Origin of the sequence: Caldimonas tepidiphila, assembly GCF_003569765.1 — a bacterium.
GTDB lineage: Bacteria > Pseudomonadota > Gammaproteobacteria > Burkholderiales > Burkholderiaceae_C > Caldimonas > Caldimonas tepidiphila.
Genome location: NZ_QXMG01000016.1, coordinates 62,097 through 86,113, shown reverse-complemented (window position 1 = coordinate 86,113; position 24,017 = coordinate 62,097). Strand labels below are relative to the sequence as shown.

At 72.7% G+C, this 24,017-nt stretch carries 22 protein-coding genes; 13 read left to right on the top strand and 9 right to left on the bottom strand.

Annotated elements, in window-relative coordinates; all coding sequences use genetic code 11:
* Positions 1 to 57: 57 nt before the first annotated feature.
* Positions 58 to 2,970, bottom strand: a complete 2,913-nt coding sequence (locus D3A59_RS12670) for a PAS domain-containing protein (protein ID WP_170162342.1) — start codon at positions 2,968 to 2,970, stop codon at positions 58 to 60.
* A 340-nt stretch (positions 2,971 to 3,310) separates the two neighbouring features.
* Positions 3,311 to 4,249, bottom strand: coding sequence for a hypothetical protein (locus D3A59_RS12665; RefSeq protein ID WP_157991519.1), 939 nt, complete (start codon positions 4,247 to 4,249; stop codon positions 3,311 to 3,313).
* An 875-nt stretch (positions 4,250 to 5,124) separates the two neighbouring features.
* Here D3A59_RS12665 and D3A59_RS12660 point away from each other — a divergent pair.
* The 8 genes from D3A59_RS12660 (at position 5,125) to D3A59_RS12625 (ending at position 12,880) form a co-directional block, all read left to right on the top strand.
* A complete protein-coding gene (locus D3A59_RS12660) occupies positions 5,125 to 6,444 on the top strand; it encodes a Rieske 2Fe-2S domain-containing protein (RefSeq protein ID WP_119155293.1) in 1,320 nt (439 codons plus the stop codon).
* 15 nt (positions 6,445 to 6,459) lie between these two features.
* On the top strand, positions 6,460 to 7,449 hold the full coding sequence (locus D3A59_RS12655; protein WP_119155292.1) for an ABC transporter substrate-binding protein: 990 nt from the start codon (positions 6,460 to 6,462) through the stop codon (positions 7,447 to 7,449).
* A gap of 87 nt (positions 7,450 to 7,536) precedes the next feature.
* The gene (locus D3A59_RS12650) at positions 7,537 to 8,520 is read left to right on the top strand and encodes a Bug family tripartite tricarboxylate transporter substrate binding protein (protein ID WP_119155291.1); all 984 of its coding nucleotides are present in this window, start codon (positions 7,537 to 7,539) and stop codon (positions 8,518 to 8,520) included.
* A 13-nt stretch (positions 8,521 to 8,533) separates the two neighbouring features.
* Complete coding sequence (locus tag D3A59_RS12645; RefSeq protein WP_157991518.1) at positions 8,534 to 9,268, top strand: sulfite exporter TauE/SafE family protein; 735 nt, start codon at positions 8,534 to 8,536, stop codon at positions 9,266 to 9,268.
* Between the two features lie 14 nt (positions 9,269 to 9,282).
* Positions 9,283 to 10,143 carry a carboxylating nicotinate-nucleotide diphosphorylase gene (nadC, locus tag D3A59_RS12640; protein WP_119155289.1) on the top strand — a complete coding sequence of 287 codons (861 nt, stop codon included), beginning with the start codon at positions 9,283 to 9,285 and terminating at the stop codon, positions 10,141 to 10,143.
* A gap of 16 nt (positions 10,144 to 10,159) precedes the next feature.
* Positions 10,160 to 11,128, top strand: a complete 969-nt coding sequence (locus D3A59_RS12635) for a PDR/VanB family oxidoreductase (RefSeq protein WP_119155288.1) — start codon at positions 10,160 to 10,162, stop codon at positions 11,126 to 11,128.
* On the top strand, positions 11,128 to 12,324 hold the full coding sequence (locus tag D3A59_RS12630; protein WP_119155287.1) for a Gfo/Idh/MocA family oxidoreductase: 1,197 nt from the start codon (positions 11,128 to 11,130) through the stop codon (positions 12,322 to 12,324). Before D3A59_RS12635 ends, D3A59_RS12630 begins: the two co-directional genes overlap by 1 nt.
* A gap of 76 nt (positions 12,325 to 12,400) precedes the next feature.
* Complete coding sequence (locus D3A59_RS12625) at positions 12,401 to 12,880, top strand: MarR family winged helix-turn-helix transcriptional regulator (protein ID WP_205665189.1); 480 nt, start codon at positions 12,401 to 12,403, stop codon at positions 12,878 to 12,880.
* 28 nt (positions 12,881 to 12,908) lie between these two features.
* On the opposite strand, the gene D3A59_RS12620 is transcribed toward D3A59_RS12625, so the two are convergent.
* The 3 genes from D3A59_RS12620 to D3A59_RS12610 form a co-directional block, all read right to left on the bottom strand.
* Positions 12,909 to 13,190, bottom strand: a complete 282-nt coding sequence (locus tag D3A59_RS12620; RefSeq protein WP_240636046.1) for a DUF2798 domain-containing protein — start codon at positions 13,188 to 13,190, stop codon at positions 12,909 to 12,911.
* A gap of 91 nt (positions 13,191 to 13,281) precedes the next feature.
* Complete coding sequence (locus D3A59_RS12615; RefSeq protein WP_119155285.1) at positions 13,282 to 13,770, bottom strand: hemerythrin domain-containing protein; 489 nt, start codon at positions 13,768 to 13,770, stop codon at positions 13,282 to 13,284.
* Positions 13,771 to 13,916: 146 nt separating this feature from the next.
* Complete coding sequence (locus tag D3A59_RS12610) at positions 13,917 to 14,381, bottom strand: FKBP-type peptidyl-prolyl cis-trans isomerase (protein ID WP_119155284.1); 465 nt, start codon at positions 14,379 to 14,381, stop codon at positions 13,917 to 13,919.
* Between the two features lie 170 nt (positions 14,382 to 14,551).
* On the opposite strand from D3A59_RS12610, the gene D3A59_RS12605 reads away from it, so the two are divergent.
* Together D3A59_RS12605 and D3A59_RS25985 are read left to right on the top strand one after the other, a co-directional pair.
* Positions 14,552 to 14,800, top strand: a complete 249-nt coding sequence (locus D3A59_RS12605; protein WP_119155283.1) for a hypothetical protein — start codon at positions 14,552 to 14,554, stop codon at positions 14,798 to 14,800.
* Between the two features lie 306 nt (positions 14,801 to 15,106).
* Entirely contained in the window at positions 15,107 to 16,441 is a 1,335-nt protein-coding gene (locus D3A59_RS25985) for a hypothetical protein (RefSeq protein ID WP_157991517.1), read from the top strand.
* Between the two features lie 27 nt (positions 16,442 to 16,468).
* Here D3A59_RS25985 and D3A59_RS12595 read toward each other — a convergent pair whose 3' ends face one another.
* Complete coding sequence (locus D3A59_RS12595) at positions 16,469 to 18,625, bottom strand: FUSC family protein (protein ID WP_119155281.1); 2,157 nt, start codon at positions 18,623 to 18,625, stop codon at positions 16,469 to 16,471.
* A 168-nt stretch (positions 18,626 to 18,793) separates the two neighbouring features.
* Here D3A59_RS12595 and D3A59_RS12590 point away from each other — a divergent pair, with 168 nt between their 5' ends.
* Complete coding sequence (locus D3A59_RS12590) at positions 18,794 to 19,171, top strand: c-type cytochrome (RefSeq protein ID WP_119155280.1); 378 nt, start codon at positions 18,794 to 18,796, stop codon at positions 19,169 to 19,171.
* A 7-nt stretch (positions 19,172 to 19,178) separates the two neighbouring features.
* Here D3A59_RS12590 and D3A59_RS12585 read toward each other — a convergent pair whose 3' ends face one another.
* A complete protein-coding gene (locus D3A59_RS12585; RefSeq protein WP_119155279.1) occupies positions 19,179 to 19,775 on the bottom strand; it encodes a 3'-5' exonuclease in 597 nt (198 codons plus the stop codon).
* A 60-nt stretch (positions 19,776 to 19,835) separates the two neighbouring features.
* Entirely contained in the window at positions 19,836 to 20,180 is a 345-nt protein-coding gene (locus D3A59_RS12580) for a hypothetical protein (protein WP_119155278.1), read from the bottom strand.
* 297 nt (positions 20,181 to 20,477) lie between these two features.
* Here D3A59_RS12580 and sbcB point away from each other — a divergent pair, with 297 nt between their 5' ends.
* Both sbcB and D3A59_RS12570 read left to right on the top strand, forming a co-directional pair.
* Positions 20,478 to 21,911 carry an exodeoxyribonuclease I gene (gene sbcB, locus D3A59_RS12575; protein ID WP_119155277.1) on the top strand — a complete coding sequence of 478 codons (1,434 nt, stop codon included), beginning with the start codon at positions 20,478 to 20,480 and terminating at the stop codon, positions 21,909 to 21,911.
* A 227-nt stretch (positions 21,912 to 22,138) separates the two neighbouring features.
* On the top strand, positions 22,139 to 23,212 hold the full coding sequence (locus tag D3A59_RS12570; RefSeq protein WP_205665188.1) for a Ppx/GppA family phosphatase: 1,074 nt from the start codon (positions 22,139 to 22,141) through the stop codon (positions 23,210 to 23,212).
* A 55-nt stretch (positions 23,213 to 23,267) separates the two neighbouring features.
* Here the strand turns inward: D3A59_RS12570 and D3A59_RS12565 are convergent, their stop codons facing one another.
* Positions 23,268 to 23,924 (bottom strand): hypothetical protein, encoded by a 657-nt coding sequence (locus D3A59_RS12565; RefSeq protein ID WP_119155276.1) that lies wholly within the window; start codon positions 23,922 to 23,924, stop codon positions 23,268 to 23,270.
* Positions 23,925 to 24,017 lie beyond the last annotated feature (93 nt).

The following is a 24,017-nucleotide window of genomic DNA, read 5'->3' as shown; positions in this document are numbered from 1 at the left end:
CCGTCAAGCCGAGGGGCCATTCTTCGAGCCGGCCTCCCGGGTGTCAACCGCGCGCGGTCAGGAGGGGCAAGCGGGCATCGGGAATGGGGCGCCCTGGTCGCCCGGCGAGGCGCGCCGGGCGGCGGCGAGCTTCTTCAGCAGGGCGTCGATGACGGCGAGGTCCGCCGGCTTGGTCAGGTGCTGGTCGAAGCCGGCCTCCCTCGAGAGCGCCCGGTCGCTCTCGGCCCCCCAGCCGGTGAGGGCGACGAGCAGCGTGCGGGCGAAGCCGGGCGTGCCGCGCAAGGCGCGCGCGACCTCGTAGCCGTCCATGCCGGGCATGCCGAGATCGAGGAACACCGCCTCGGGCCGGAACTCGCGCGCCGCGTCGAGCGCCTGCAGCCCGTCGTGCGCGACACGGGTCGTGTGGCCGATCATGCCGAGCAGCGCGGCCAGCGTCTCGGCCGCGTCCACGTTGTCGTCAACGACGAGCACGCGCAGGCCCCGGTCACTGCCCGGGGCAGACGGCTGCCCCTCGCGAACGGCGGGCGGCGCCTCCCCCGCCTCGACGGCGGCGAGCGGCAGTCGGACCATGAAGGTGCTGCCCTGACCGGGGCCGGCGCTCGCGGCCTCGACCGTGCCGCCGTGCAGCTCGACCAGACGCCGCACGAGCGTCAACCCGATGCCGAGGCCGCCGTGGCCGCGCTCGGTGGCGTGGCCGATTTGCGCGAACATCTGGAACACGGTGGACAGGGCCTGCGCCGGCAGGCCGATGCCGGTATCGGTGACGGCGACGAGGACCTGCTCGCCCTCGCGGCTCACCGACAACCGGATGCGACCGCCCGAGGGCGTGTACTTGGCGGCGTTGTTCAGCAGGTTGCTCAGCACCTGGGCTATCCGCGTGGGGTCCGCGTCGAGCGGCAGCGGCTCGTCGGGCAACTGCACGGCGAGGTCGTGGCAGCCGGCCTCGATGTGCGGCAGGCTCGTCTCGACCGCGCTCGCCACCACGCCCCGCAGATCCACGCGCTCCTTCTTCAGCTCCAGCTTGCCGCGCGTGATGCGCGCCACGTCGAGCAGGTCGTCGACGAGGTGGACGAGATGGGAGAGCTGGCGCTCCATCATCTCGCGCGTGCGCGCCGCGGCGCCCGGGTTGCCGCCGGAGAGCCGCATCACCTCGAGGCCGGTGCGGATCGGCGCGAGCGGGTTGCGCAGCTCGTGCGCGAGGGTGGCGAGGAACTCCGTCTTGCGCCGGTCGGCCTCGGCCAGCTCCTCGGCCAGCCGCCGCAGCGAGGCCTCGGACTGCTTGCGCTCGGTGATGTCGGCCATGATCCCGACCACCCGCAGCCCGCCGTCCTCGGCGCGCGGCCCGGCGCGGCCGTTCAGCCCGATCCAGCCGGTGCGCCCGTCGCCGCGCAGGAAGCGGCCCTCGAAGCGCAGCGGGGCGCCGCTGCGGCGCGTCGCCTCCAGCGCCTGCTCGCAGGCGGCGCGGTCGTCCGGGTGCACGCGCTCGGCCAGGAAGCGCGCCGCACTCAGCGGCCCGGCTGCGCGAGGCTGCCCGAAGATCTCGTAGGGCCGCTCGTTCTCCCAGCTCACCCGGTCGCAGTCCGCCTCCCAGGTCCAGATGCCGAGCTCGGCCGCCTCGGTGGCGAGCCGCACGCGTTCCTCGCTCGCGCGCAGCGCGGCCTCGGCCGCCCGGCGCTCCTCTTCCGCGCGGCGGCGCTCCAGCACCAGCGCGGCGGTGTTCGCGAGCAGCGCCATCGACTCCCGCTCCTGCGCGGTCGGCGCACGCACCTCGCGGCAGTAGGAGGCGAGCGTGCCGAGCACCGGCCCCTCGGCCCCCAGGGAAGAACAGATCGGCATCGACCAGCAGGCCCGCAGGCCGTGCGACAGGGCCAGTTCGCAGTAGTCGCTCCAGTGCGGGTCGGTCGCGATGTCGTTGACGAAGACGGGGCGGCGCAGATAGGCCGCCGTGCCGCAGGAGCCAACCGACGGCCCGATGACCACGCCGTCGATCGCCCGGTTGTACTCCGCGGGCAGGGACGGGCCGGCCCCGTAGCGCAGGCGCTCGCCATCGGGGTCGAGCAGCAGGATCGACGCCATCAGCGTGCCGCCTGTGCTCGCCTCGGAGGCACGGGCCAGGACGTCGAGGATCTCGGGCAGCGGGGCGCCCGCCACGCTCATCTCGAAGGCCCGCTTCTGGCCCTCGGCCACCGCCTCGGAGCGCTTGCGAGCGGTGATGTCGGCGACGATGCCGAGCATGCGCACCGGCTTGCCGTCGCCCTCGTACACGGAGCCGTGCGAGAGGATCCAGTGCACGCTGCCGTCCGGCCAGATCACGCGGCACTCGAAGCGCCAGTCCTGCTGTCGGGAGAGGGCGTCGTCGAAGGCCCGGGCGACCATCGCGCGGTCGGTCGGATGCACGTGGCGCAGGAAGATCGCCAGGCTCCAGTCCGGCGCCGCGTCGCCGTAGCCGAAGCACTGGTCGTGGCGCCGCGAGCGGCGCATGGTGTCGTGGACGAGGTCGAGGTCCCACTCGCCGATCTCGGCGGCGTCCAGCGCGAACTGCAGGCGCGCCGCCGTCTCGCGCAAGCCCTGCTCGGACGCGCGCAGCGCGCTCACGTCGCGGGACACGGACAGCAGTCGCTCCACGCGTCCGTGATCGTCGAGCACCGGGCTCACCGTCACGTCCCACCACTTCGGCGTGCCCTTCGCGGTCGGGCAGAAGGCGCTGAAGTGCCCGACCCGACCGGCGCGGGCCGCCTCCAGCGCCGCCTCGACCTGCGTGCGGCTCTCCTCGGGCCACAACGCCGGCCAGCGCAGACCGCAGACGCTGTCGAAGTCGTCGATCTCCATGCAGCGCTGGCCGTTGCGGTTCATCGCCGCCAGCTTGCCGTCGAGGTCGAGCATCTTCACGCAGTCCGGGCTGCCCTCGAACATCCAGTGGTTCAGCTCGCTCGCACGGGGTGCGAGTTCGATCGTGTTGCTATTGGGCATCGTCGCTACTTCATGCGTCCCGGTTCGGGCGGGCATCGTCGCCCCAGGGCCGCACAGGAGGTGTCGGGAGTCTGCCGGGAGCATGAGCCGATGCCCGGCTGCCGCATGACGCGGCCGGCGGGAACGGCCCGCCGCAGGAAAGGAGTTTCGGCCCGGGATTCGTCCGCGGGCCATCGAAGGGCATGAATTTTTCACGAATTCGCCGGCGGGCCGCGCCACCTGCCGGAAAGGCCCGGTTCCGGGGCAGGAGACCGGCTTGCGCGCGGGCCGCACCGCGGGCCCTGCCCCGCGCGCGCGGCGAGACTGCGGAGCTCGCGGCGGTGCGCCGCGGGCCGCCGGCTCAGAGGTCCGGCACCACGTTGCGGCCGTCCGCCAGCCGGTACCGCGTCCCGTCGAAGACATAGCGCGCGCTCGAGGAAACCGGCCTCGACACGCGGGGGCCCTTCGGGGGCGAGGACTCTCCCTCCACGATCTGCAGACTCGACTCCTCGCCGGAGAACTGCAGCAGCAGATCGCCCGGCGAGGCCGGGTCTTCTCCCGCGACAATGCGCCAGGTGCCGGCGATGTCCCAGCATTGCGGCGTGTCGTCCAGGCAATTGCCGCTGTTGTCGGAGTGGAGCCGGATCGGCTCGCCGGTCAGTTCGCGCACCCCGTCGGCCCCGAGTTCGAACAGCGAAAGCAGGCCGATGCTGTGTCCCTGCCCGGTCCAGCTGTGAATCACCGCGAAGCCCGGCCGGTCCGGGCCGAAACGGGTCCACACCACCTCGCCGATGCGGCCGGAGGAACCGAGCGCGGCGAGACTCTCGTGCCGCCGGCGCACCACCCACCGCCCGTCCTGCCGCTGCAGGACGATGACGCCCAGCAGTCCCGGCGAGGCATGGGACGAGCGGGGCGCGCCGTCCTCGCCCGCGTCCTCGGCGTTGACGACGAGGACTGCATCGCCGCCGGGCAGCAAGGTCGCGGCGACGGCGCTCACCGCGTGGAGCCCCATTCTTTTCCTGTTCACCGGATCCGGGATGGGGCGGAGCGCAACGCCGGTCGCGGCATGGAAGTCCGCCTCGAAAGCCGCCCGCATCAGCATGTCGGACAGGGTGGCCTGCCCCGCTTCGCCGCGATCCCCGGCCGGTGCCGGAGCCACCGCGGCGGTCGGCGCGCCCTTCACCGCGGGGGCCGGGAGCGGCGGCCGGGGCGACACGCGCTCCGGCCGGTCCTGCGAACATCCCGCAAGGAGAGGCAGCAGCAGCAGGACGAGCGAGAGTTTCTCCGGGCGGGGGATCATGCAACGGAATCTGTGGTGAAGCGGGCGGGAAGCCGGGCGGCACTTGCGCATGGCCGTTTCCGTTCGACGGGCGGGTTGGAAGCTATGGGGCGGCAGAGATCAGGAGCCGTCGGGAGCCGTGCCGGACCGCCTGTCCGTCTCCGCCCGGCTCCCGGCGAACGCACGAAAGACTCTGTCCCGACGCACAGGGCACGGCCGCAAGGGATCCAGGGCGACGCGCCCCGGGCGCGACGTGCACTCACCGGATTCCGACGCTCCAGGCGCCCGGCAAAAATACCTCACTTCTTCGCCGGCATCGATCACGGGAGCCGTTTTTTCCGGGCTGCGGCGACTTAAATCAAGCTGCCCGCCGCGCTCCTGCACCGCCTTTGCCGACAACGGTGGGCGACCTCGCAAACAAGGCCACCGAGCGCAACCAGGATTTCGATTTCGCGCCGGAGGCCTTGCCTCGGACACAGTTGCTCGCCCTGCGGCAGACGGGCCTGCGGGCCCATGGTCTTCTGGCCGCCCCCGAGCCACCGACTCCGAGACGTGTCGCGAGAGCCTGCCCCCCTGCCCCTGCCGGCACAGGCCCGTCGCCGTCACACGCGCTTACTCATGGACCGCAAGCTTCGGGGCTTACCCTAGTTTTCCTTGCCGAGCACTGATCTACACTAAACTTAGCCTTCTAAGTTAAAGGCACCTGTCCCCTCGCTTCCCATCGCGGACCCGGAGGCCGACAGGAGCGCCTCGAGCAAGGAACGCCGCCGCCAGACCTGCCCGTGCGGCGATATTCATGCCAAAAACTTAGTCGACTAAGAATTTGGGCGCCGGATGCGTTGCCTGACACGCCGCCCGCCCCCGTGTCGCCGAGACCGCGAGAAAAGGAGCCCGCCATGATGACCAAGGAAGAGAACGAACTGCTGTGCCGCGTCGAGGGCGATGCACCGATGGGCCGGCTGATGCGCCGGCACTGGCAGCCGGTCTGCCTGCTCGATGAGGTGTCGGAGCCCGACGGCACGCCGGCCAAGGCGCGCCTGTTCGGCGAGGACCTGGTGGTGTTCCGCGACAGCGACGGCCGCGTCGGCGTGATGGACGAGTACTGCCCGCACCGCCGCGCCTCGCTCGTCTTCGGCCGCAACGAGGAAGGCGGCCTGCGCTGCCTCTACCACGGCTGGAAGATGGACGTCGAGGGCAACGTGCTGGAGATGGTGTCCGAGCCGGCCGCGAGCGGCATGGCCGAGAAGGTCAAGCACAAGGCCTACCCGGTCAAGGAATGGGGCGGCCTGGTGTGGGCCTACATGGGGCCGGCCGACACGATGCCGGAATTCGTGCCGCCGCGATGGGCGCCGACCGAGGACACCCGAGTGAGCATCGCGAAGGTGCTGCTGCCCTGCAACTGGGCGCAGATCCTGGAAGGCGCGATCGACTCGGCACACAGCTCGAGCCTGCACTCGTCGGACATGGTGCCCGCGCGCGTCGACGGCGCGAAGGCAACCGCCAACACCTGGCTGCGGCCGTCCACCGACAAGGCGCCGCGCATGCAGGTGCAGCGCACCGGCTACGGCTTCCGCTACGCCGCGCTGCGCCGCCCGATCCAGAACGCCGCGACGCACGACTACGTGCGCTCGACGGTCTTCGTGGCCCCGGCGACGGCGCTGATCCCGCCGAACAACCTCTACAACGTGGCCAACATCAACGTGCCGATGGACGACACGAACACGGCCTTCTACTTCATCGCCTGGGGCCACCCGGCGCAGACGCCCGAGACCGAGACCTGGCGCAAGTTCCTGCGCCAGACCGTCGGCGTGGACCTGACGCCGGACTACCGGCCGCTGCGCACGTTGGAGAACCGCTTCTGGCAGGACCGCGAGGCGATGAAGGCGGGCAACTTCACCGGCATCACCGGCTTCCCCAACCAGGACGTCGCGATGTGGGTGTCGATGGGCCCGATCGCCGACCGCTCGCACGACCGCCTCGGCGCGAGCGACCTGGCGATCGTCGAGTTCCGCCGCCAGATGCTCGACGCGGTGCGCGCCTTCCAGGCCGGCGAACCGGCGATCGGCACCGGCGAGCAGGCGATTCCGGCCGAGATCTGCGCCTTCCAGGCGATCGTGCCGAAGACCACCGACTGGCGCGAGTTCGAGGTCGGCTACGTCTGGCCGGACGGCAAGGAGCACGCGGAGCTCGAGCCGTCCTACTCCGTCAAGGCCTGAGGAAGGAAGCACAAGATGGCAAAGCTGCAACTCTCGGTCGCGATGGGCGACTACGACCGCACCCGCGCGCTGTTCGACGGCCGCGTCCAGATCGACGGGGTCGATCCGGTCTACATGCTGCTGAACCCGGAGGAGATGTTCTTCCGCGCGATGCGCAGCATGGACTTCGACATCGCCGAGCTCTCCTTCTCCAGCTACCTGGTCAAGCACTCGAAGGGCGAGTGCCCCTACATCGCGGTGCCGGTGTTCCTGTCGCGCGCCTTCCGCCACACGTCGATCTACGTGCGCAAGGACCGCATCAAGCGGCCCGAGGACCTCAGGGGCAAGCGCGTGGGCCTGCCCGAGTACCAGCTCACGGCCAATGTCTGGGCACGCTCGATCCTGCAGGACGACTACGGCGTGCGGCCCGAGGACGTGACCTGGGTGCGCGGCGGCATCGACACGCCGGGCCGCCCCGAGAAGATCAAGCTGCAGCTGCCGCCCGAGGTGCGCGTGGAGGCGGCGCCGGAAGGCACGACCATCTCCGAGCTGCTCGACCGCGGCGAGATCGACGGCTTCATCGGCCCGCGCCCGCCAAGCCGCTCGGCGCTGAAGAATCCGAACATCGGCTGGCTGTTCGACGATCCGACCGCGGTGGCCAAGGACTACTACCGGCGCACCGGGGTGTTCCCGATCATGCACGTGGTCGGCATCCGCAAGGAGCTCGCCGCGCAGCACCCCTGGCTGCCCGCAGCGGTGCTGAAGGCCTTCACGCAGTCGAAGTCCGCGGCGCTCGAGCTGCTGGCCGACACCTCGGCCACCAAGGTCACGCTGCCCTTCGTCGAGGAGCAGCTCAAGGCGGCGCGCGAGACGATGGGCGAGGACTACTGGTCCTACGGCGTCGCGCCGGCGCGCAGGACGCTCGAGACCTTCGTGCGCCACCACCACTCGCAGGGCCTGTCGGCACGGCTGATGTCGGTGGACGAGCTCTTCCACCCGGCGACCTACGAAACCTACAGCATCTGAGCGGGAAACGCCCGCCAGTCCGGCCCTCGCGGGCCACCGAATCCACCGCGGACCGTCAGGCGGCGGATCAACTACCGGAGACAAGTGATGAAACGCAAGTTCTGCCTCAAGCTCGCAGGCACCGCTGCGGCCGTGTTCGCCGCCATCGCCTTTCCCGCGCTGGCCCAGGCCCAGGCCTTCCCGTCGAAGCCGATCAAGCTGATCGTGCCCTACTCGCCCGGCGGGCTGCCCGACACGGTGGCGCGCGCGCTGTCGCCACACCTCGCCCAGGCCCTGGGCCAGTCGGTGGTGGTCGAGAACAAGCCCGGCGCAGGCGGCGCCATCGCGGCGGCCACGGTCACGCAATCGCCGGCCGACGGGCATACGCTGCTGGTGACCGACGGCCCGCTGCTGACGATCACGCCGCTGGTGAACGCGAAGGTCGCCTACGATGCGGCGAAGGACTTCACGCCGGTGTCGCTGATCGGCAAGGCGCCCCTCTTCCTCGCCGTCAACCCGGCGGTGAAGGCGAACACGCTGGACGAGTTCATCGCGCTGGCCAAGTCCCAGCCCGGCAAGCTGAACTACGGCTCCTCGGGCATCGCCAGCATCCACCACCTCACCGCCGAGGCGATGAAGGGCGAACTCGGGCTGGACATCGCCCACATCCCGTTCAAGGGCAGCGCGAACTCGGTGCCGGCGATGATCGGCGGCGAGGTCGACATGGTGTTCTCGTCCCCGCCCTCGCTGATGGGCTTCGTCAAGTCGGGCCGCGCCAAGCTGATCGCGATCAACTCGCCCAAGCGCTCGCCGCTGGCGCCGGAGGTGCCGACCCTGGCGGAGAAGGCGGCGGGCTTCGACTTCGCCTTCAACGTCGCGGTGCTCGCCCGGGCCGGCACGCCGCCGGAGGCGGTCGAGCGCGTGAGCGCCGAGATCGCCAAGCTCGTCAAGCGGCCCGACGTGATCGAGCAGCTGCAGACCGCGGGCGTCGATCCGGTCGGCGGCTCGCCCGAGCAGCTCGCGAGCGCGCTGAAGAGCGAGGCGACCCGCCTGACGGCGGCGGCCAAGCGCGCCAACCTCAAGGCCGAGTGAGCCGGGGCGTGCGGTGACGGGCACCGAACTCGCGATGGCGGCGGCCGTGTTCATCGCCGGCGGGCTCGTCAAGGGCACGCTCGGCATCGGCCTGCCGCTGGTCGTGGTCCCGCTGCTGTCGCACCGCGTGCCGGCCACGCAGGCCATCGTGCTGGTGATGATGCCGGTGCTGGTCTCCAACGCCTGGCAGTCGGCGCGCAGCGGCCTGCCGGGCGGCGACCCGGCCCGCTTCGTGCCGCTCGCCGTGCCGCTGGTGGCGGCGACGCTGCTGACCGTGCCGGTGACGCTCGCGCTGCCGGACGACGTGCTGCGCGCGATCGTCGGCGGCGCGGTGCTGCTGACGGTGCTGCTGCTGGCGCTGCCGCTGAAGCTGTCGGTGCCGCCGGAGCGCGAGCGCTGGTGGAGCGTGGGCGTGGGCACGCTCTCGGGCGTGATGGGCGGCGTCTCGTCGCTCACCGGGCCGATCGTCATCAGCTACCTGTCGGCGCTGCGGCTGCCGCGCGAGTCCTTCGTGCGCCACATCAGCGTGATCTACCTGGCCGGCGCGCTCGCACTGTACGGAGCGATGGCGGCGCAGGGGCGCGTCGGCTGGCACGAGTTGTCGATGTCGACGCTCGCGCTGCTGCCGATGGGCGTCGGCCTCGCGATCGGGCAGCGGCTGCGGCACCGGCTCAGCGAGGCGCTGTTCCGGCGCGCGATCCTGCTGTTCCTGAGCGGCGTCGCGCTGACCCTGCTGTTCAGACCCTAGAGAAGGCTTTCACCATGTTCGACACCAACGAAACCCTGGACGCGGCGCTGGCCCGCAACGTGCGCGACGCGCTGATGGAGGACATCGGCCGCGGCGACTGGACCGCGCAGCTGGTGCCCGCCGGGCGCCGCGTGACGGGCCGCGTCACCGCGAAGGAGACGGCCGTGATCTGCGGCCGCCCCTGGTTCGAGGCCTGCGTGAAGACGCTCGACCCGTCCGCGACGCTCTCCTGGAGCGTCGAGGAGGGCCAGCAGGCCGAGCGCGGCACCGAGGTCTGCCGCATCGAGGCGGACGCCCGCGCGCTGCTGAGCGCCGAGCGCGCCGCGCTGAACTTCCTGCAGACGCTGTCCTCGGTCGCGACCGTCACGCGCCAGTACGTGAAGGCGATCGAGGGCCTGTCGCCGAACCCGAAGGGCTGCGCGGTGCTCGAGACGCGCAAGACGCTGCCCGGGCTGCGCCAGGCGCAGAAGTACGCGGTGCGCGTCGGCGGCGGCCGCAACCACCGCATGGCGCTGTGGGACGGCATCCTGATCAAGGAGAACCACATCGCCGCGACCGGCGGCATCCGCGCGGCGCTCGAGGCCGCGCGCGCGCTGAACGCCGGCGTCGGCATCCAGATCGAGGTCGAGAACCTGGCCGAGCTCGAGGAGGCGCTGGAGGCCGGCGCCGAGAACGTGCTGCTCGACGACTTCACGCCCGAGGACATGCGCGCCGCCTTCGCGCTCAACCGCGGGCGCGCGGTGCTGGAGGTCTCCGGCGGCGTCGACCTCGGCACCATCCGCGACATCGCGACCACCGGCGTCGATCGCATCTCGATCGGCAAGCTGACCAAGGACGTGCGCGCGATCGACCTGTCGCTGCGCATCGATGCCTGACCCGGGAGACTTCCCCATGAGCATCCAGACCCACGCCGACACGCAGATGCCACTGCGCATCGCCCGCATCCGGGACGTGGCCGACGGCATCCGCTCCTTCGAGCTGGTGCAGCCCGACGGCTCGGAGCTGCCGCCCTTCACGCCCGGCTCGCACGTCAAGGTGCAGGTGCCCAACGGCGCACTGCGCAAGTACTCGCTGTGCAACGACCCGGCCGAGCGCCACCGCTACGTGATCGCCGTCAAGCGCGACGCGAACGGCCGCGGCGGCTCGGTGAGCCTGGTCGACGAGGCGCGCGAGGGCGACACGCTGCCGACCTCGGTGCCCGAGAACGCCTTCCCGCTGGTCGAGAAGGCAAGGAGTTATCTCTTCATCGCCGGCGGGATCGGCATCACGCCGATCCTGTCGATGATCCGCTCCTTCGGCGAGCTGCCGCCGGCGCCCTGGAAGCTCTACTACTTCACCCGCTCGCCCGAGACCACCGCCTTCCTCGACGATCTGGACGCGCCCGAGTTCAAGGGCCGCGTGAGGATCCACCACGACCACGGCGACCCGGACCGCTCCTTCGACCTCTGGCCGGTGCTCGAGAAGCCGAACACGGCGCACATCTACTGCTGCGGCCCGCGCGGGCTGATGGAGTCGGTGCGCGACATGTCGGGGCACTGGTCACCGTCGAACGTGCACTTCGAGAGCTTCAACGAGGGCGGCGGCGTGAAGGCGGACGACCGGCCCTTCACGGTGCGCCTGGCGAAGAGCGGCCGGCGCTACGAGGTGCCGGTGGGCCGCTCCATCCTCGAGGTGCTGCGCGAGCACGGCTGCAACACCGCCTCGTCCTGCGAGAGCGGCACCTGCGGCACCTGCCGCACCGGGCTGCTCGAGGGCGAGGCCGACCACCGCGACATGGTGCTGATGCCCGAGGAGACCGGGCACCAGATCATGATCTGCGTGTCGCGCGCGAAGTCCGGCGAACTGGTGCTGGACCTGTGATGGGCGCGAGCGGACCGCTGCGCATCGGCGTCGCCGGCCTCGGCCGCGCCTTCACGCTGATGCTGCCGACCTTCCTGCGCGACGAGCGCATCCGGCTCGTCGCCGCCTGCGATCCGCGCGAGGAAGCGCGCGCGCAGTTCGCGCGCGACTTCGGCGCGCCGGTGTTCGACGACGTGGAGCGGCTCGCCGCGCACCCGGACGTGCAGGCCGTCTACGTCGCCAGCCCCCACCAGTTCCATGCCGCGCAGACCCGCATCGCCGCAGCGCACGGCAAGCACGTGCTGGTCGAGAAGCCGATGGCGCTGAGCATGGACGAGTGCGACGCGATGATCGACGCCTGCGATCGCGCCGGCGTGCACCTGATCGTCGGCCACTGCCACAGCTTCGACACGCCCTACCTGCAGGCGCGCGAGATCATCGAGCGCGGCGACCTGGGCCGCGTGCGGATGATCCAGGCGCTGAACTACACCGACTTCCTCTACCGCCCGCGCCGCCCGGAGGAGCTGCGCACCGAGGACGGCGGCGGCGTGGTCTTCAGCCAGGCCGCGCACCAGGTCGACGTGGTGCGGCTGCTCGCCGGCAGCCGCGCCACCCGCGTGCGCGCGGTGCTGGGCCGGTGGGACCCTTCGCGCCCCACCGAGGGCGCCTACACCGCGATGCTGTGGTTCGACGACGGCGCCTTCGCCTCGCTCACCTACAGCGGCTACGGGCACTTCGACTCCGACGAGTGGTGCGGCTGGATCGGCGAGATGGGCGCGTCCAAGAACCCGGACGACCACGGCCAGGCGCGCAGGCGCCTGGGCCAGGTGCAGTCGGCCGACGAGGAGGCGCGGCTGAAGGCGCGGGGCACCTACGGCGGCCCGGCCTACCGGCCGCCGACCGTCGCGGCCCCGAACCCGGCGCACCAGCATTTCGGGCCGCTCGTGGTCTCCTGCGAGCGCGGCGACGTGCGTCCGCTGCCGGACGCGGTCTGGGTCTACGGCGACGCCGAGCGCCGGCGCGAGCCGCTGCCGGCGCCGGCGGTGCCGCGCTTCGAGGTCATCGACGAGCTGGTCGCCGCCGTGCAGCAGGGCCGCCCCCCGATCCACGACGGCCCCTGGGCGCGCGCGACGCTGGAGGTCTGCCTCGCGATGCTGGAGTCGGCCCGCGAAGGCCGCGACGTGGAACTCGTGCGGCAGGTGTCTTTGCGAAAATGAGGACTTCGTGACCCTCCTGCAGACCCCCTCCGTGGCCAAGACGTCCCCCAAGCGAGACCTCGAGATCGCCCACCGCGTGCTGCGCCACTGGCACGAGGCGGTGCCCAACGACCGCATGGCGCACCTGGTCAAGGATGCGACGCGCGGCTTCCTGCGCGCGCTGCAGACGCGGCTCGCCGAGCACAACGTGCAGATGGGGCACTGGACCTTCCTGCGCATCCTGTGGGAGCGCGACGGGCTCACGAAGCGCGAGCTCAGCATCGAGGCCGGCGTGATGGAGCCCACCACCTTCGTCGCGCTGCGCAGCATGGAGCAGCTCGGCTACGTCACGCTCGAGCAGCGGCCCGACAACCGCAAGTACGTCTACGTGCACCTCACGCCGCTGGGCAAGGAGCTGAAACAGCGGCTCGTGCCGCTGGCCGAGGAGGTCAACGCGATCGCGCTGGAGGGCGTGCCGGAGGCCGACGTCGAGACGACGCGGCGCACGCTGCTGAGGATGATCGACAACCTCGCGCGCGACGCCTCCTTCACCGGCGCGAAGGACGCCGAGGCCTGAAGGCGGCAGCGGCACCCGCCCCGGGCCTTCAGGGCCGGCCGGGCGGCTCGACCGTCAGCGCCACGAGCCGCAGGACGAGCGGGCGCACCAGCATCACGCAGCCGAAGCCGACCGGCAGCGCATACAGGTAGGCCCGGAGCACGCGCCATGCGTAGTCGGGACCGATGCCGCCGTTGAGCGCGGTGAGCACCAGGCTCATCATGAAGGCGACGATGCCCGCCATGTAGAAGGCGAACGCCACCGGGGCGAAGCGGTGCGGCAGCTTGCGGCGCGCACGGCGCTGGTTGGGGGTCTGGGATTCGTTGGACACGGGAACTCCGGGACGCGTCCCGCCGGGGGTGGGGGGCGCGAGGGGCGGGATGATGCCGCATCGGCGCGGACGCTGCATGCCCGGGCCGCGCTCAGGAGAACGGAGCCGGGACCGGGGCCTGCGCGCGCGGCGCGGCGCCGATGTCGCGCCGGATCACGACCGGCTTGCCGCCGAGGCGGCGCTTGCACATCCAGTGCGCCAGCGCCGAGTCGAGGTAGTCGGCATGGCCGGGGAACCAGCCGGCGAGCTCGGCGGCCAGCCTGCGCGCGATCGCGAAGTCGCCGCCCGCGAGGCGCTGCCGCACCTGCTCCACCGAGCGCAGCACCGCGGCATGCTCGTCGATGTGGCAGTCGCGTGCCGGGAAGTCGGTCTCGACCATCCAGGCGTTCTCGGCCTCGAAATGCGCCTTCGCATGTGCGGCGAAGGCCTCGACGAGCGCCGGCAACTCGCCGTCGGCCGCCTTCTGCATCGCTTCGACGAGCTCGACGAACTCCTGGTGGTCCTCGTCCATCGGCGCGTAGCCGAGCAGCAATGCATCCGTCCACGAGAGCTGCGGCGGGTTCGGGTCGATGTCGGCCATGCGTTCGTCTCCTTCAGGGCAGGCCCCGGACTGCCGGGAACTGCAACGCTTCATCTTAGTCGACTAAGTTTAACCCTTCTACGCCGCGGCGTGCGCTCACCCCTGCAAGGAGGCGGGACGGGAGTGCCGCACCGCCGACGCAGGCGCTACTTCCGGATGTCCAGCAGTTCGACCTCGAAAGTCAGCTTCGCGTTGGGCGGGATCAGCCCGCCCGCGCCGCGCGGGCCGTAGGCGGTGTCGCTGGGGCAGGTCAGGCGCGCCTTGCCGCCGACCTTCATCTTCTGCACGCCCTGCGTCCAGCAGGGGATGACGCGGTTGAGCGGGAAGGTCGCCGGCTCGTTGCGCTTGAAGGAGCTGTCGAACTCGGTGCCGTTCTCGAGCGTGCCGCGGTAGTGCACCCTCACGACGTCGGTGGCCGAGGGCGAGGCGCCCTGCCCCGTCTTCAGGTGCTCCACCACCACGCCGGACGGCAGGGTTTCGGTGGCGGTGGCGGTAGCTGTTGCGGTGGTGGTGGTAGTGGCAGTGGTGGCCGCGCCAGGGGCGCCGGCGGCGAAGGCGGTGGCGCAGCCGAGGACGGCCAAGGCCAGGGGGACGGCGAACGACTTCTTCATGGTTTCCTTTCGCAACGAGGGACGGGACGCGGTCCGGGACGGCGGCCGGCAGGCGCGGAGCCCGATGCCGGCAATTCCGGCGCCCGTCTCTGCGGCGGCCCCTGCGGACCGTGGCGGCAAGCATCTTGCCCCATCCGCTGCGGATGACAACCCGACACGAGGAGACCCTCTTGAAGCAGCGTGAGGTACAGGACGATTCGAACGTGCGCTGGACATGCGTGCAGGCGCTCTCGAGCGCGAGCGGCGCCGCAGCCGAGGCCGCCGCGGAGCGCCTCGCGGACGGGGACGGCAAGGTGCCGGTGGTGTGCACCCCGAGCGGCGGCGAGACGAGCGTGCGCGTCGAGCTGCCGCACGGCTGGGAGGATGCGCTGTCGGACGAGGAACTGCTCGAGGCGATCTCGGCGGCGCAGCGGGGCTGAGGGCGCTGCGGCCAGGGGCGGCCGGGTCCGGCAGCGGCCTCCCTTGCGCAATCCCCGCCGCGCGCCGTGCGGATTCGCGTCGATGGCTCATTCATCGAGCCACCGGATCGCCCCGGGATCCACGCATCGGACGCGGGGTCTGCGACAGTGCGCGGACCTGCGGGAAATCAGGGCCGCCGCCCCTGCGCCCGGCTCCCCGGCTGCGATTTAGACTATCGCCACCCGCATCAGTCAGAGAAGCCGTTCATGCCATTGCCTCAGAACCCTCATCAAAAGGCACCCCGCCTGCGCTGGAACGCGGAGGAAATGGACCTTCTGATACGCGAGGCGGCAATGCTCATGCTCGCCGCCGAGCGCAACGGCAGCAGGCTCACGAAGAACAAGGCGCTCGCGCTCGCGCAGTACGTGCTGCCCAAGCACCGCCAGCGGGAGATCGGCCCCGACTACAACCCGACCTGGATGTCCAGCGAGGGACGCCTCGAGGCGGAGATCGAGAAGCTCCGCGCCGCCCTGCCTGCGGCGGCCCCGGAAGCGGGCCGCGGCGAGGCGCAGGAAGCGGCCCCGCCGGCCGCAGCGCCGGAGCCGGCGCCCGGCCCCGGCGGCGAGGAGGCGTCTGGGGCGGCGGCAACCGGTGAACCGCAGGCCGGGCTGTTCTCCGAGCCCTCGTCCGCGCCCGCGCTGCAGCGGCCGCCCGCGGCGGAGGCGGCCTCCGCAGACGGGATGGGGACGGGTACGGAGGCCGCTTCGGCACGACCTTCCGGCCCCCCGGGGGACATCGCGGCAACGCCGGCCGCAGTTCCTGCCCCTGCGGCATCGCCCGCCGTCGCGGCTTCCGAGCCGGCGCCCGCATCCGCGCTGCAGCCGGCGGACACTCCCGCTGTGACGACGGCGGAGGCTGCGGCCCCGGCCACGGCCGACGCGCTCGCGACCCTCGGGGCCGGCGCGCTCGCCGATGCGTTCCGCTCCGTCCTGACGAAGGCCCTGGCCGGCTTGCTCAGCGATGTGCTGCGCCAGCCCGAGGTCCAGGCCGCCCTGCGCGATGCGCTGGCGTCCGCGATGCCGCCGCGCCGGCCCGCCCAGGAAGCGCCGCAGGCCGTGTCTCGCCCCGCCGTGGCTGCCGGGCCGGCGCAGGGGGAGCGCCGGGTCCCGAGGGATGCCGCCGAGGCGGCGCCGGCACGGCCGCATCCCTCGCCGCCCGGGGCGCTGGCCAAGCATCCCGGCGGCCCGCTCCCGCCGGCGGCCGGCGAGCGGGAGATCGACGACGAGCCCCCGCCGTCCGACCCCTACGCCTGGCAGCACACGCCGCTCGACGCGCTGCCGCAGCGCACCGCGCGGGGGGCGAGCGAGCTGCCCAAGCCCACGGTGCTGGTGTTCGGCCTGCTGCCGCGCGACCAGCACAAGCTGCGCGCCGATTTCGGGCAGAAGTACCACCTGCGCTTCGGCTCGCCCGACAAGGCCAAGCACGCCGGCGACATCGTCAAGAAGGCCGACAAGGTCTACGCGCTGGTGCGCTTCATCCCGAAGGATCTGGACCGCAGCCTGGCCGCCTCCGGCGTCCCCTACGCCCCGCTGGGCAGCATCGGCGAATTGCGGCAGGAACTGACGATCAACCCGCCGCTGCCCCGCGCGGAGATGGGCTGAGCGGCGCGGGACGCGGCAGCGCCCCGCTCAGGAGGCTCCGCGCGCGGGCGTCGTGCCGGCCTCGGCGCCGAGTCGCGCCAGCGCGTCGCACGCCGCGAGCCTCGCCCGGAGCCCGTCCTGGAGGGCGATCTCCAGCCGTCGCTGCAGCCAGGGCAAGGCGTCCTGCACCGGCGGCCGCTCGGGAACGGCGCTGTCCGGCCCCGCCGCCGGCGCGGCCGTGTCCCCGGAGAAGGCAGGCAGCGCGAGCGCCGCCTGCAGCGCGCGGGCGCCCTCGTGCAAGGCCTGCGCCGCCTGCGGCTGCGCCACGTCCACGCGATGGCGCAGCAGCAGCAGGCGGATCGCCGACAGGTGGGCCATCAGGCTCTGCGCGTGATCCAGCAGGAGGGAGAGCTCCCTGACCGGCGGACGCACACGCCTCGGCTCGACCGCGCTGCGCTCGACGGCGGCGGCCAGCGCGCCGAGCGCGTCGTACGCCCGGCGCCGCGCGAGCCGCTGCGCCACCGCGCCGTCGGGCCCGGGCAGCAGCACCTGCCGCGCGTAGTCCTGCAGCGCCTGCAGGGCCTGCCCGGTCGCCTGCGGCAGCGTGCGCCGCTCCCAGGAGGGCAGCACGTAGCTGAAGCCCCAGGCGAGCAGCGCCCCGAGCAGCGTGTCGGCCAGGCGCTCGCCGATCGGAAAGCCCGCGCCGGGGTCGAGCAGATGGGTCTGCAGCAGCGCCATCACCGTGACGGCCGCGGAGGTCACCAGATAGCGCACCGTGACGTAGCCGTGCGCGATGCCGACGCTGGCGAGGAAGACGAGGTTCAGCAGCAGCGGCGACGGCACGTGCGCCAGCCACAGCACGAACAGGCAGCCGAGCGCCGTGCCGAGCACCCGGGCGTCGCGCCGCGACAGGGTCTGCTCCAGACTGCCGCGCAGCACCACCGCGACGCTGATCACCAGCCAGTGGGGATGCGCGGTCCAGGGCAGCAGCAGCGCGATGAAGTAGGCGGCGCCGAGCGCGAGCGCCGCGCGCACCGCGTGGCGCAAGACCGGGGAGCCCGGCGAGAGGTGGGCGAGCAGCGCCCGCGGAGGCCAGCCCTCGGGCGCGACGAACAACTGCAGCTCGGGCCACGACAGCGCGAGCTGCGGCTCCTCGCCGCGCAGCAGGGCGTGGACGGCCGCCACGCTTTCGGCCAGATGCTGCAGCCGCTCCTCCAGCGCGGGCAGCAGCCGGGTGCGGGGGTCGTCCTGCGGAAGGCGGGCCGCGGCGAGCAGCGGGTCCACCGCGAGCAGCGCATCGTCGGCCGGCAGCGCAGGACTGCCCGCGCGCAGCGCGTCTTCGGCGGCGTCGAGCGCGAGGGCCAGCTGGCGCAGGCCGGAGGCGAGGCGCTCGCGCAGGAGCCGGGCCGTGGCGTCCGCGCCGAGCAGCTCGAGATCGAGCCGGCTCGCCAGCAGGCGGTCGCGCAGCTCGATCGCATGCAGCAGCAGCGCGGTCTCGCGCCGGGCGCGCGGCGTGTCCGGCGCGGCGAACACCAGGTCGCGGGCCGATTGCAGCCGCTCCGCCAGGCGCGCCTCGTCGCCGATCCAGGCCCGCAGGCGCCCGGTGCCGCCGTGCCCGCGCTCCCGCTCCTCCAGCAGCGCGGCACGGGACCTCAGCAGCTGCGCCGCGGCCTGCAGCGCCGAGGCCAGCGCGAGGCTGCGGTAACGCCGCTGCAGCAGGGCATTGGCGGCCAGGGACCACGCCAGGTAGGCCAGCGCGCCCAGCAGGTTCCACCCCGCCAGCGTCGCCGCCGAGCCCGGAGCGGACACCGGCAGGGCCATCGTGAAGAGCAGCGCGAGGATCGGGGCGAAGGAGACCGGCCCGGCGCGCGGCCCCCAGGCCAGCGTCATCGTGGCGACGAAGGCGATCGCGGCGATGCCGGCGCCGAGCGCCAGCGGCAGGGGGCGCAGCAGCATCACCGCGAGCGCCGAGGCGCAACCGAGCAGCGCGGCGGCCGACACGCGGCGCCAGACCCGGTGCACGGGGTTGGGCAGGTCGGCGAGGCTCGCGAGGACCGCGCCGCTCGTGGCCAGCTGCGCGGCAAGGCCGCCGGCGAGCACCGAGAACAGCAGGTGAACCGCGCCGATGCCCAGCGCCACCGCGATGCCGCTGAGCCCGTGGGCCGGCAGCCGCCGCATCCATCGCGAGGGAGCGATCGCCATCATCGAGCGGTCCGGGGAGTCGAGGGCTCCACAGCATAAGCGCGACGGCCGCGCAGGCGCTCCCGCAGGCCGCCCTCCTGCCGGCAGCGCGGCGACGGGCTCCCGGCGCGGGTGCCGCGGTTCCGTGGTCTACTGCGCCCCTTCCCGCCCCACCTCCCGCCCCTTCCGAAGATGAGAAGCGCCCTTGTCCTTGCCCTCGCCCTCGCACCGGCCCTCGGGGCTCCGGTGCATGCGGCGCCCGGCGATGCGGCGGCCGGCAAGGCGCTCTTCGCCTCCCGGTGCGCCTCCTGCCACAAGGTCGGGCCCTCGGCCCGGAGTGGGTTCGGCCCGCATCTCAACGGGATCGTCGGCCGGCGGGCGGCCTCGACGGGCGACTACGCCTATTCCCCGGCGCTCGGGAAGTCGGGCCTCGTCTGGTCCGAGGAAAACCTGGCGGCCTTCCTGAGGGATCCCGGGGCGGTCGTGCCGGGCACCAGGATGCGCTTCCACGGCATCCGCGACGAGAAGCGCATGGCGGATCTGCTGGCCTACCTGCGCACCCTGCGCTGAGCCGGGGCTACGGGGCGTCGGCGAGCATGCGCTGCAGCACCCGCGCGACCATGCGGGCGTCGTCGAGCCCGCAATGGAGCTGCCCCTCGAAGCGCAGGCCGACCCGGTCCACGGCCTTGGCCAGCCCCTGCACCTTCACGCCCCGCCACGCCGCGAACTCCTCCTTCACGTTGATGTGCGGCGCGCGCACGGGCAGGGGCGTGCCGGTCCTGGCGCAGTCGCGCTCGAGCTGGAGCCGGTCGTAGCGGCCCCAGGAGCCCCACCAGGCGAGCGGGCGGCTGCAGCCCGCCGAGCGGTGGTGAAGCCAGTCCCCGAAGCGGGCGGCGGCCTCGGCAAACGGGGGCGCGGCGTCCACGGTGGACTGCCGGATTCCGGTGAGCCCGATGCAGAAATCGCTCAGCCGCGGATGCACGAGCGGCCGCACGAAGCCCTGGTACTCGTCGATGATCCCGAGCGTGCCGCCATCGACGAGCACCGCGCCGATCTCGATCGGTCTCCATCGGGTCGAGCTGGTGCGGCGCGTCGCAGGTGGCCTCGAGGTCCACGAGCAGGATGCGGGAACCCGGCGCTCTGTCCATGTCTGCGGCTTCTCTCTCCGCGGCATTGCAGGAAAGTGCCGGCAGCCCCGTGCGCATGCAGGCGATGGGGCCGCGGCAGCCCGGCCTCAGATCAGGGGATCCACCGTGATGCGGACCACGTTATCGAGGCACACGCGCCGGTAGCCTGCGGCCTGCAGGTCCCAGACCGTGACGTAGCGGCAGGTGCGGTCCTCGCCGGGGCGCACGCGGCAGCGCATGACCCGGGGAGAGAAGTCCTTCTTGTAGTACTCGATCGTCACGGTGGCGCCGGTGGAGGCGGAGGCCTCCAGCAGCTCGCGCATCGAGCGGCGGCGCGGGCTGTCACGGTACAGGCCCAACTCGCCGACCCCGTCGGCCGCGTTCAGGCTGCGGACGCGGTGCAGCGTGTTCTCGTTGAGGGCCGGGGAAGCGGCGACGGCGGTGAGGTCCATGGCTTCGTGCTCGGAAAGGGCGTCGGACGCTGGTGCAAGGGAAGCGGATCCGGGGATGCCGTGCGGCGGTGGCCTCGGCTGCGCTTCCCGCAGCATCGGCAGTGCGGCAGTGACGACGCCACCCTGCCCGCGGCGCCGGGATGATGAGCGTCCGGAAGATGTGGCGACGGCCCGGGCATTTTCAAGCGAGGCGCCTGCCGATGATGTAACGGGATGCCGCAGCGCCGAGGGCGCGGCGACGGCCGGATCTGCCGGCGTCGGGGCTCGCGAATGCGGCGAAGGCTTAGCATCGCCGTCATGAGCACCCTTCAGTTTTTCTGGCACGACTACGAGACCTTCGGCACCGTGCCGCGCCGCGACCGCCCTGCGCAGTTCGCCGGCATCCGCACCGACGCCGAGCTCAACGAGATCGGCCCGCCGCTGATGCACTACTGCCGGCCCGCGCCCGACACGCTCCCCGACCCCGAGAGCTGCCTGCTCACCGGCATCCTGCCGCAGACCTGCCTCGAGCGCGGCCTGCCCGAGCACGCCTTCGCCGCGGCGATCCACCGCGAGCTCGCCGCACCGGGCACGATCGGCGTCGGCTACAACAGCCTGCGCTTCGACGACGAGGTCACGCGCTTCCTGTTCTGGCGCAACCTGATCGACCCCTACGCGCGCGAGTGGCAGAACGACTGCGGCCGCTGGGACCTGCTCGACACGGTGCGCTGCGCGTGGGCGCTGCGGCCCGAGGGCATCGAGTGGCCGCGGCACGCGGACGGGCGCCCGTCCTTCAAGCTCGAGCACCTGAGCGCCGCCAACGGGCTCGCGCACGACGCGGCGCACGACGCGTTGTCGGACGTGCGCGCGACGATCGCGCTGGCGCGACTGCTGAAGCAGCGCCAGCCGAAGCTGTTCGACTTCTGCCTGAGGCTGCGCAGCAAGAAGGCGGTGATCCAGGAGATCGGCGTCGGGCGGCCCTTCCTGCACGTCTCGGGCATGTACGGCGTCGAGCGCGGCTGCATCGCGCTGGTGTGGCCGCTCGCGCCGCATCCGACCAACCGCAACGAGCTCATCGTCTGGGACCTGGCGCACGACCCGGCCGAACTGCTCGGGCTGAACGCCGACGAGATCCGGCTGCGCATGTTCACCCGCACCGAGGAGCTGCCGCAGGGCACGGGCCGGCTGCCGATCAAGACCATCCACGTTAACCGCAGCCCCGTGGTGATCAGCAACCTGAAGACGCTCAGCCCCGCGATGGCCGCGAAGTGGGGGCTCGACGTCGAGCAGGCGCTGCGGCACGCAGAGACGGCGCGCGACCAGGGCTTCCGCATGGCCGGCATCTGGCCCGAGGTGTTCGCCAGCCCCGAGCGGGACGCCGCCACCGACGTGGACGAGGACCTCTACGGCTGCTTCCTCGACGACCCGGACCGCCAGCGGCTCGCGCGGCTGCGCGGACTGTCGCCGGACGCGCTCGCCGCGACGCATCCCGATTTCGACGACCCGCGCCTCGGCGAGCTGCTGTTCCGCTACCGCGCCCGCAACTTCCCCGACACCCTGACCGACCAGGAGCTGGCGCGCTGGACCGCGCACTGCGCGGCGCGGCTGCACGACGGCGCGGGCGGCGCGCGCACGCTCGGCGCGTTCTTCGAGCGCATCGACCAGCTCAGCGAGACGGCCGACGAGCGCGGCGAGGAGATCCTCGGCGCGCTGTACGACTACGCCGAATCGATCGCCCCCGAGCGGGACTGAGCGCCGCCGCCGCCCGGCCCGCGGGCCGGCAGCGCGCACGCGGGACAGGCCTCCCGCTCGCGCGCTTGTCCCGGAGCACCCCCCGTTCGAGTGGGCCCACGACACGGCAATCCAAAACGCCGCAAGGATGCGAGCGCATACTTACATGTTTGTGCCCGCAGGATGGCGACGCACAGCATCCCGGCTGTCACCCGGCCGCCATCGAACGCGTTCCACAATGGAAGGCTATGACCCGGGACAACGCGCTGTGCTTCCCCTCGCTGGAGGCGATCCGATCCGCATCCGCCACCGGCCCGATCGCGGCGGTCGACCTCGGCTCGAACAGCTTCCGCCTCGAGATCGCGCGCTTCGAGGGCGGGCGCTACCGGCATCTCGAGACGCTCAAGGAGTCGGTCCTGCTCGGCTGCGGGCTCGACCCGCGGGGGGTGCTCGCCGAGGCCGCGATGCAGCGCGGCCTCGCCTGCCTGGAGCGCTTCGCGCGGCGGATCGAGGACTTCGGCTGCCGCCAGGTGCGCGCCGTCGCGACGCAGGCCCTGCGGGAAGCCGTCAACCGCGAGGCCTTCCTGCAGGCGGGGACGGGCGTGCTCGGCCACCCGATCGAGGTGATCTCCGGGCACGAGGAGGCGCGGCTGATCTATGCGGGCGTCGCGGGCCTGAGCCCGGCGGAGGGCCGGCGGCGCCTCGTCGTCGACATCGGCGGCAGGTCGACCGAGATGATCCTCGGCGAGGGCCGCACCGCGCTGCGCGCCGAGTCCTTCCCGATCGGCTGCGGCAACCTCTCGGCGCGCTTCTTCCCGTCGGGCCGCTTCACGCGCGCGGGCTTCCGCGCCGCGCAGGCGGCGGCCGAGGCCGCGCTGCGCGGGGCCCGGGATGCGTTCGCGTCCGGCGACCGGGACGAGGCGCTCGGCTCCTCAGGCACCGTCCATACGGTGTCGCAACTGCTCTCGGCCCAGGGCGTCACGGACGGAGCGCTCACGACTGACGGCCTGCACTGGTGCGTCGAGCGCTGCATCGAGGCGGGCAGCGCCGCGGCGCTGGAACTGGCGGGTCTGAAGGAGAACCGCCGCGAGATGCTCGGCGGCGGGCTGGCGCTGCTGGCGGCGCTGCTCGAGTGCTTCGACATCGGGCGGCTTCGCCCGACTCCGGGCGAGCTGCGGCAGGGCCTGATCTTCGAGCTCGCCGCCTGCGTGCCGGCCCCGCCCGCGTCGCGCGCCCCGGAGGCCGGGCGCCACGAGGCGCTGCGCCCGCCGCAGCCGCGTCCCGCTGCGGGAGCGGCCCTCTCCCAGGCGGCAGGCACCTAGCCTTCCCCGCGGCGCGGGCCCTGCCCCATCGCTGCGCGCCCTGCTCGCCCGCCGCTCAGTCCGCCGCGAAGCAGTAGAGGTAGCCGGCACCGCCGGTCGCCTTGAGCGCCTCCGCGCCGCAGCCGCGGGTCGGGTGCGAGGAGTTCCAGGACTTCGCCGCGGCGGTCTCGCCCAGGCCGACTCGGTCGTGGTGCCCGACCATCGCCCGTCCTTCGCCGCTGGAGGTCCAGTCGTTGCAGGTCGCGCCCTCGGCAAGCCGGCCGTCGGGCGTGGAGCCGGTCAGGATGTCGTGCTCGTTGGGCTGGTCGCCGCGGCCCTTGACGGGCTCGCCGCGCTCGGTCAGCGCCGTCTGCTTGTCGATCCGGTTGTTGCCGTGGAGCTCGTCGACGTCCTGCGCGATGACTTCGCCCCGGGCGTTGCGCCACGGCCCCTTGCCGATGCGGTCGCGCGCGTGGACCGCCCCTCCCGCCCGGGGCGAGGCGCTCAGGTAGGCGCGCCAGCTCCGGTGCCCGGCGCCGGCCGCCGCCGCGAGCGACTGGCAGTGCCGGTCGGCGCCTTCCAGGCCGCCGAAATCGGCGCCGCGCGGCCCGCCCTGGCTGGTGACGAAGAAACCCATCGGATTGCCGCCGCCGCTGCCCGGAGAGGTGCCGGCACAGGACGTGAGCGCCAGGCCCGAGGTGGCCAGCAGCAGTACCAGGATCGACTTGCGCATCGGGACGCTCCTTCAGGAGGGGGGTCGTCGCAGAATACCGGGCGCCCCGCCAAAAAAACGGCCTGGGGCGGACAAGGCGGGCCGGCCGTCGGA

Coding starts and splice junctions, on each gene's coding strand:
- D3A59_RS12670 (WP_170162342.1), bottom strand. CDS start 2,970: ATGCCCAATAGCAACACGATCGAACTCGCACCCCGTGCGAGCGAGCTG.
- D3A59_RS12655 (WP_119155292.1), top strand. CDS start 6,460: ATGGCAAAGCTGCAACTCTCGGTCGCGATGGGCGACTACGACCGCACC.
- D3A59_RS12665 (WP_157991519.1), bottom strand. CDS start 4,249: ATGATCCCCCGCCCGGAGAAACTCTCGCTCGTCCTGCTGCTGCTGCCT.
- nadC (WP_119155289.1), top strand. CDS start 9,283: ATGTTCGACACCAACGAAACCCTGGACGCGGCGCTGGCCCGCAACGTG.
- D3A59_RS12635 (WP_119155288.1), top strand. CDS start 10,160: ATGAGCATCCAGACCCACGCCGACACGCAGATGCCACTGCGCATCGCC.
- D3A59_RS12650 (WP_119155291.1), top strand. CDS start 7,537: ATGAAACGCAAGTTCTGCCTCAAGCTCGCAGGCACCGCTGCGGCCGTG.
- D3A59_RS25985 (WP_157991517.1), top strand. CDS start 15,107: ATGGACCTTCTGATACGCGAGGCGGCAATGCTCATGCTCGCCGCCGAG.
- D3A59_RS12580 (WP_119155278.1), bottom strand. CDS start 20,180: ATGGACCTCACCGCCGTCGCCGCTTCCCCGGCCCTCAACGAGAACACG.
- D3A59_RS12615 (WP_119155285.1), bottom strand. CDS start 13,770: ATGGCCGACATCGACCCGAACCCGCCGCAGCTCTCGTGGACGGATGCA.
- D3A59_RS12610 (WP_119155284.1), bottom strand. CDS start 14,381: ATGAAGAAGTCGTTCGCCGTCCCCCTGGCCTTGGCCGTCCTCGGCTGC.
- sbcB (WP_119155277.1), top strand. CDS start 20,478: ATGAGCACCCTTCAGTTTTTCTGGCACGACTACGAGACCTTCGGCACC.
- D3A59_RS12565 (WP_119155276.1), bottom strand. CDS start 23,924: ATGCGCAAGTCGATCCTGGTACTGCTGCTGGCCACCTCGGGCCTGGCG.
- D3A59_RS12595 (WP_119155281.1), bottom strand. CDS start 18,625: ATGATGGCGATCGCTCCCTCGCGATGGATGCGGCGGCTGCCGGCCCAC.
- D3A59_RS12570 (WP_205665188.1), top strand. CDS start 22,139: ATGACCCGGGACAACGCGCTGTGCTTCCCCTCGCTGGAGGCGATCCGA.
- D3A59_RS12585 (WP_119155279.1), bottom strand. CDS start 19,775: ATGCCGCGGAGAGAGAAGCCGCAGACATGGACAGAGCGCCGGGTTCCC.
- D3A59_RS12630 (WP_119155287.1), top strand. CDS start 11,128: ATGGGCGCGAGCGGACCGCTGCGCATCGGCGTCGCCGGCCTCGGCCGC.
- D3A59_RS12660 (WP_119155293.1), top strand. CDS start 5,125: ATGATGACCAAGGAAGAGAACGAACTGCTGTGCCGCGTCGAGGGCGAT.
- D3A59_RS12590 (WP_119155280.1), top strand. CDS start 18,794: ATGAGAAGCGCCCTTGTCCTTGCCCTCGCCCTCGCACCGGCCCTCGGG.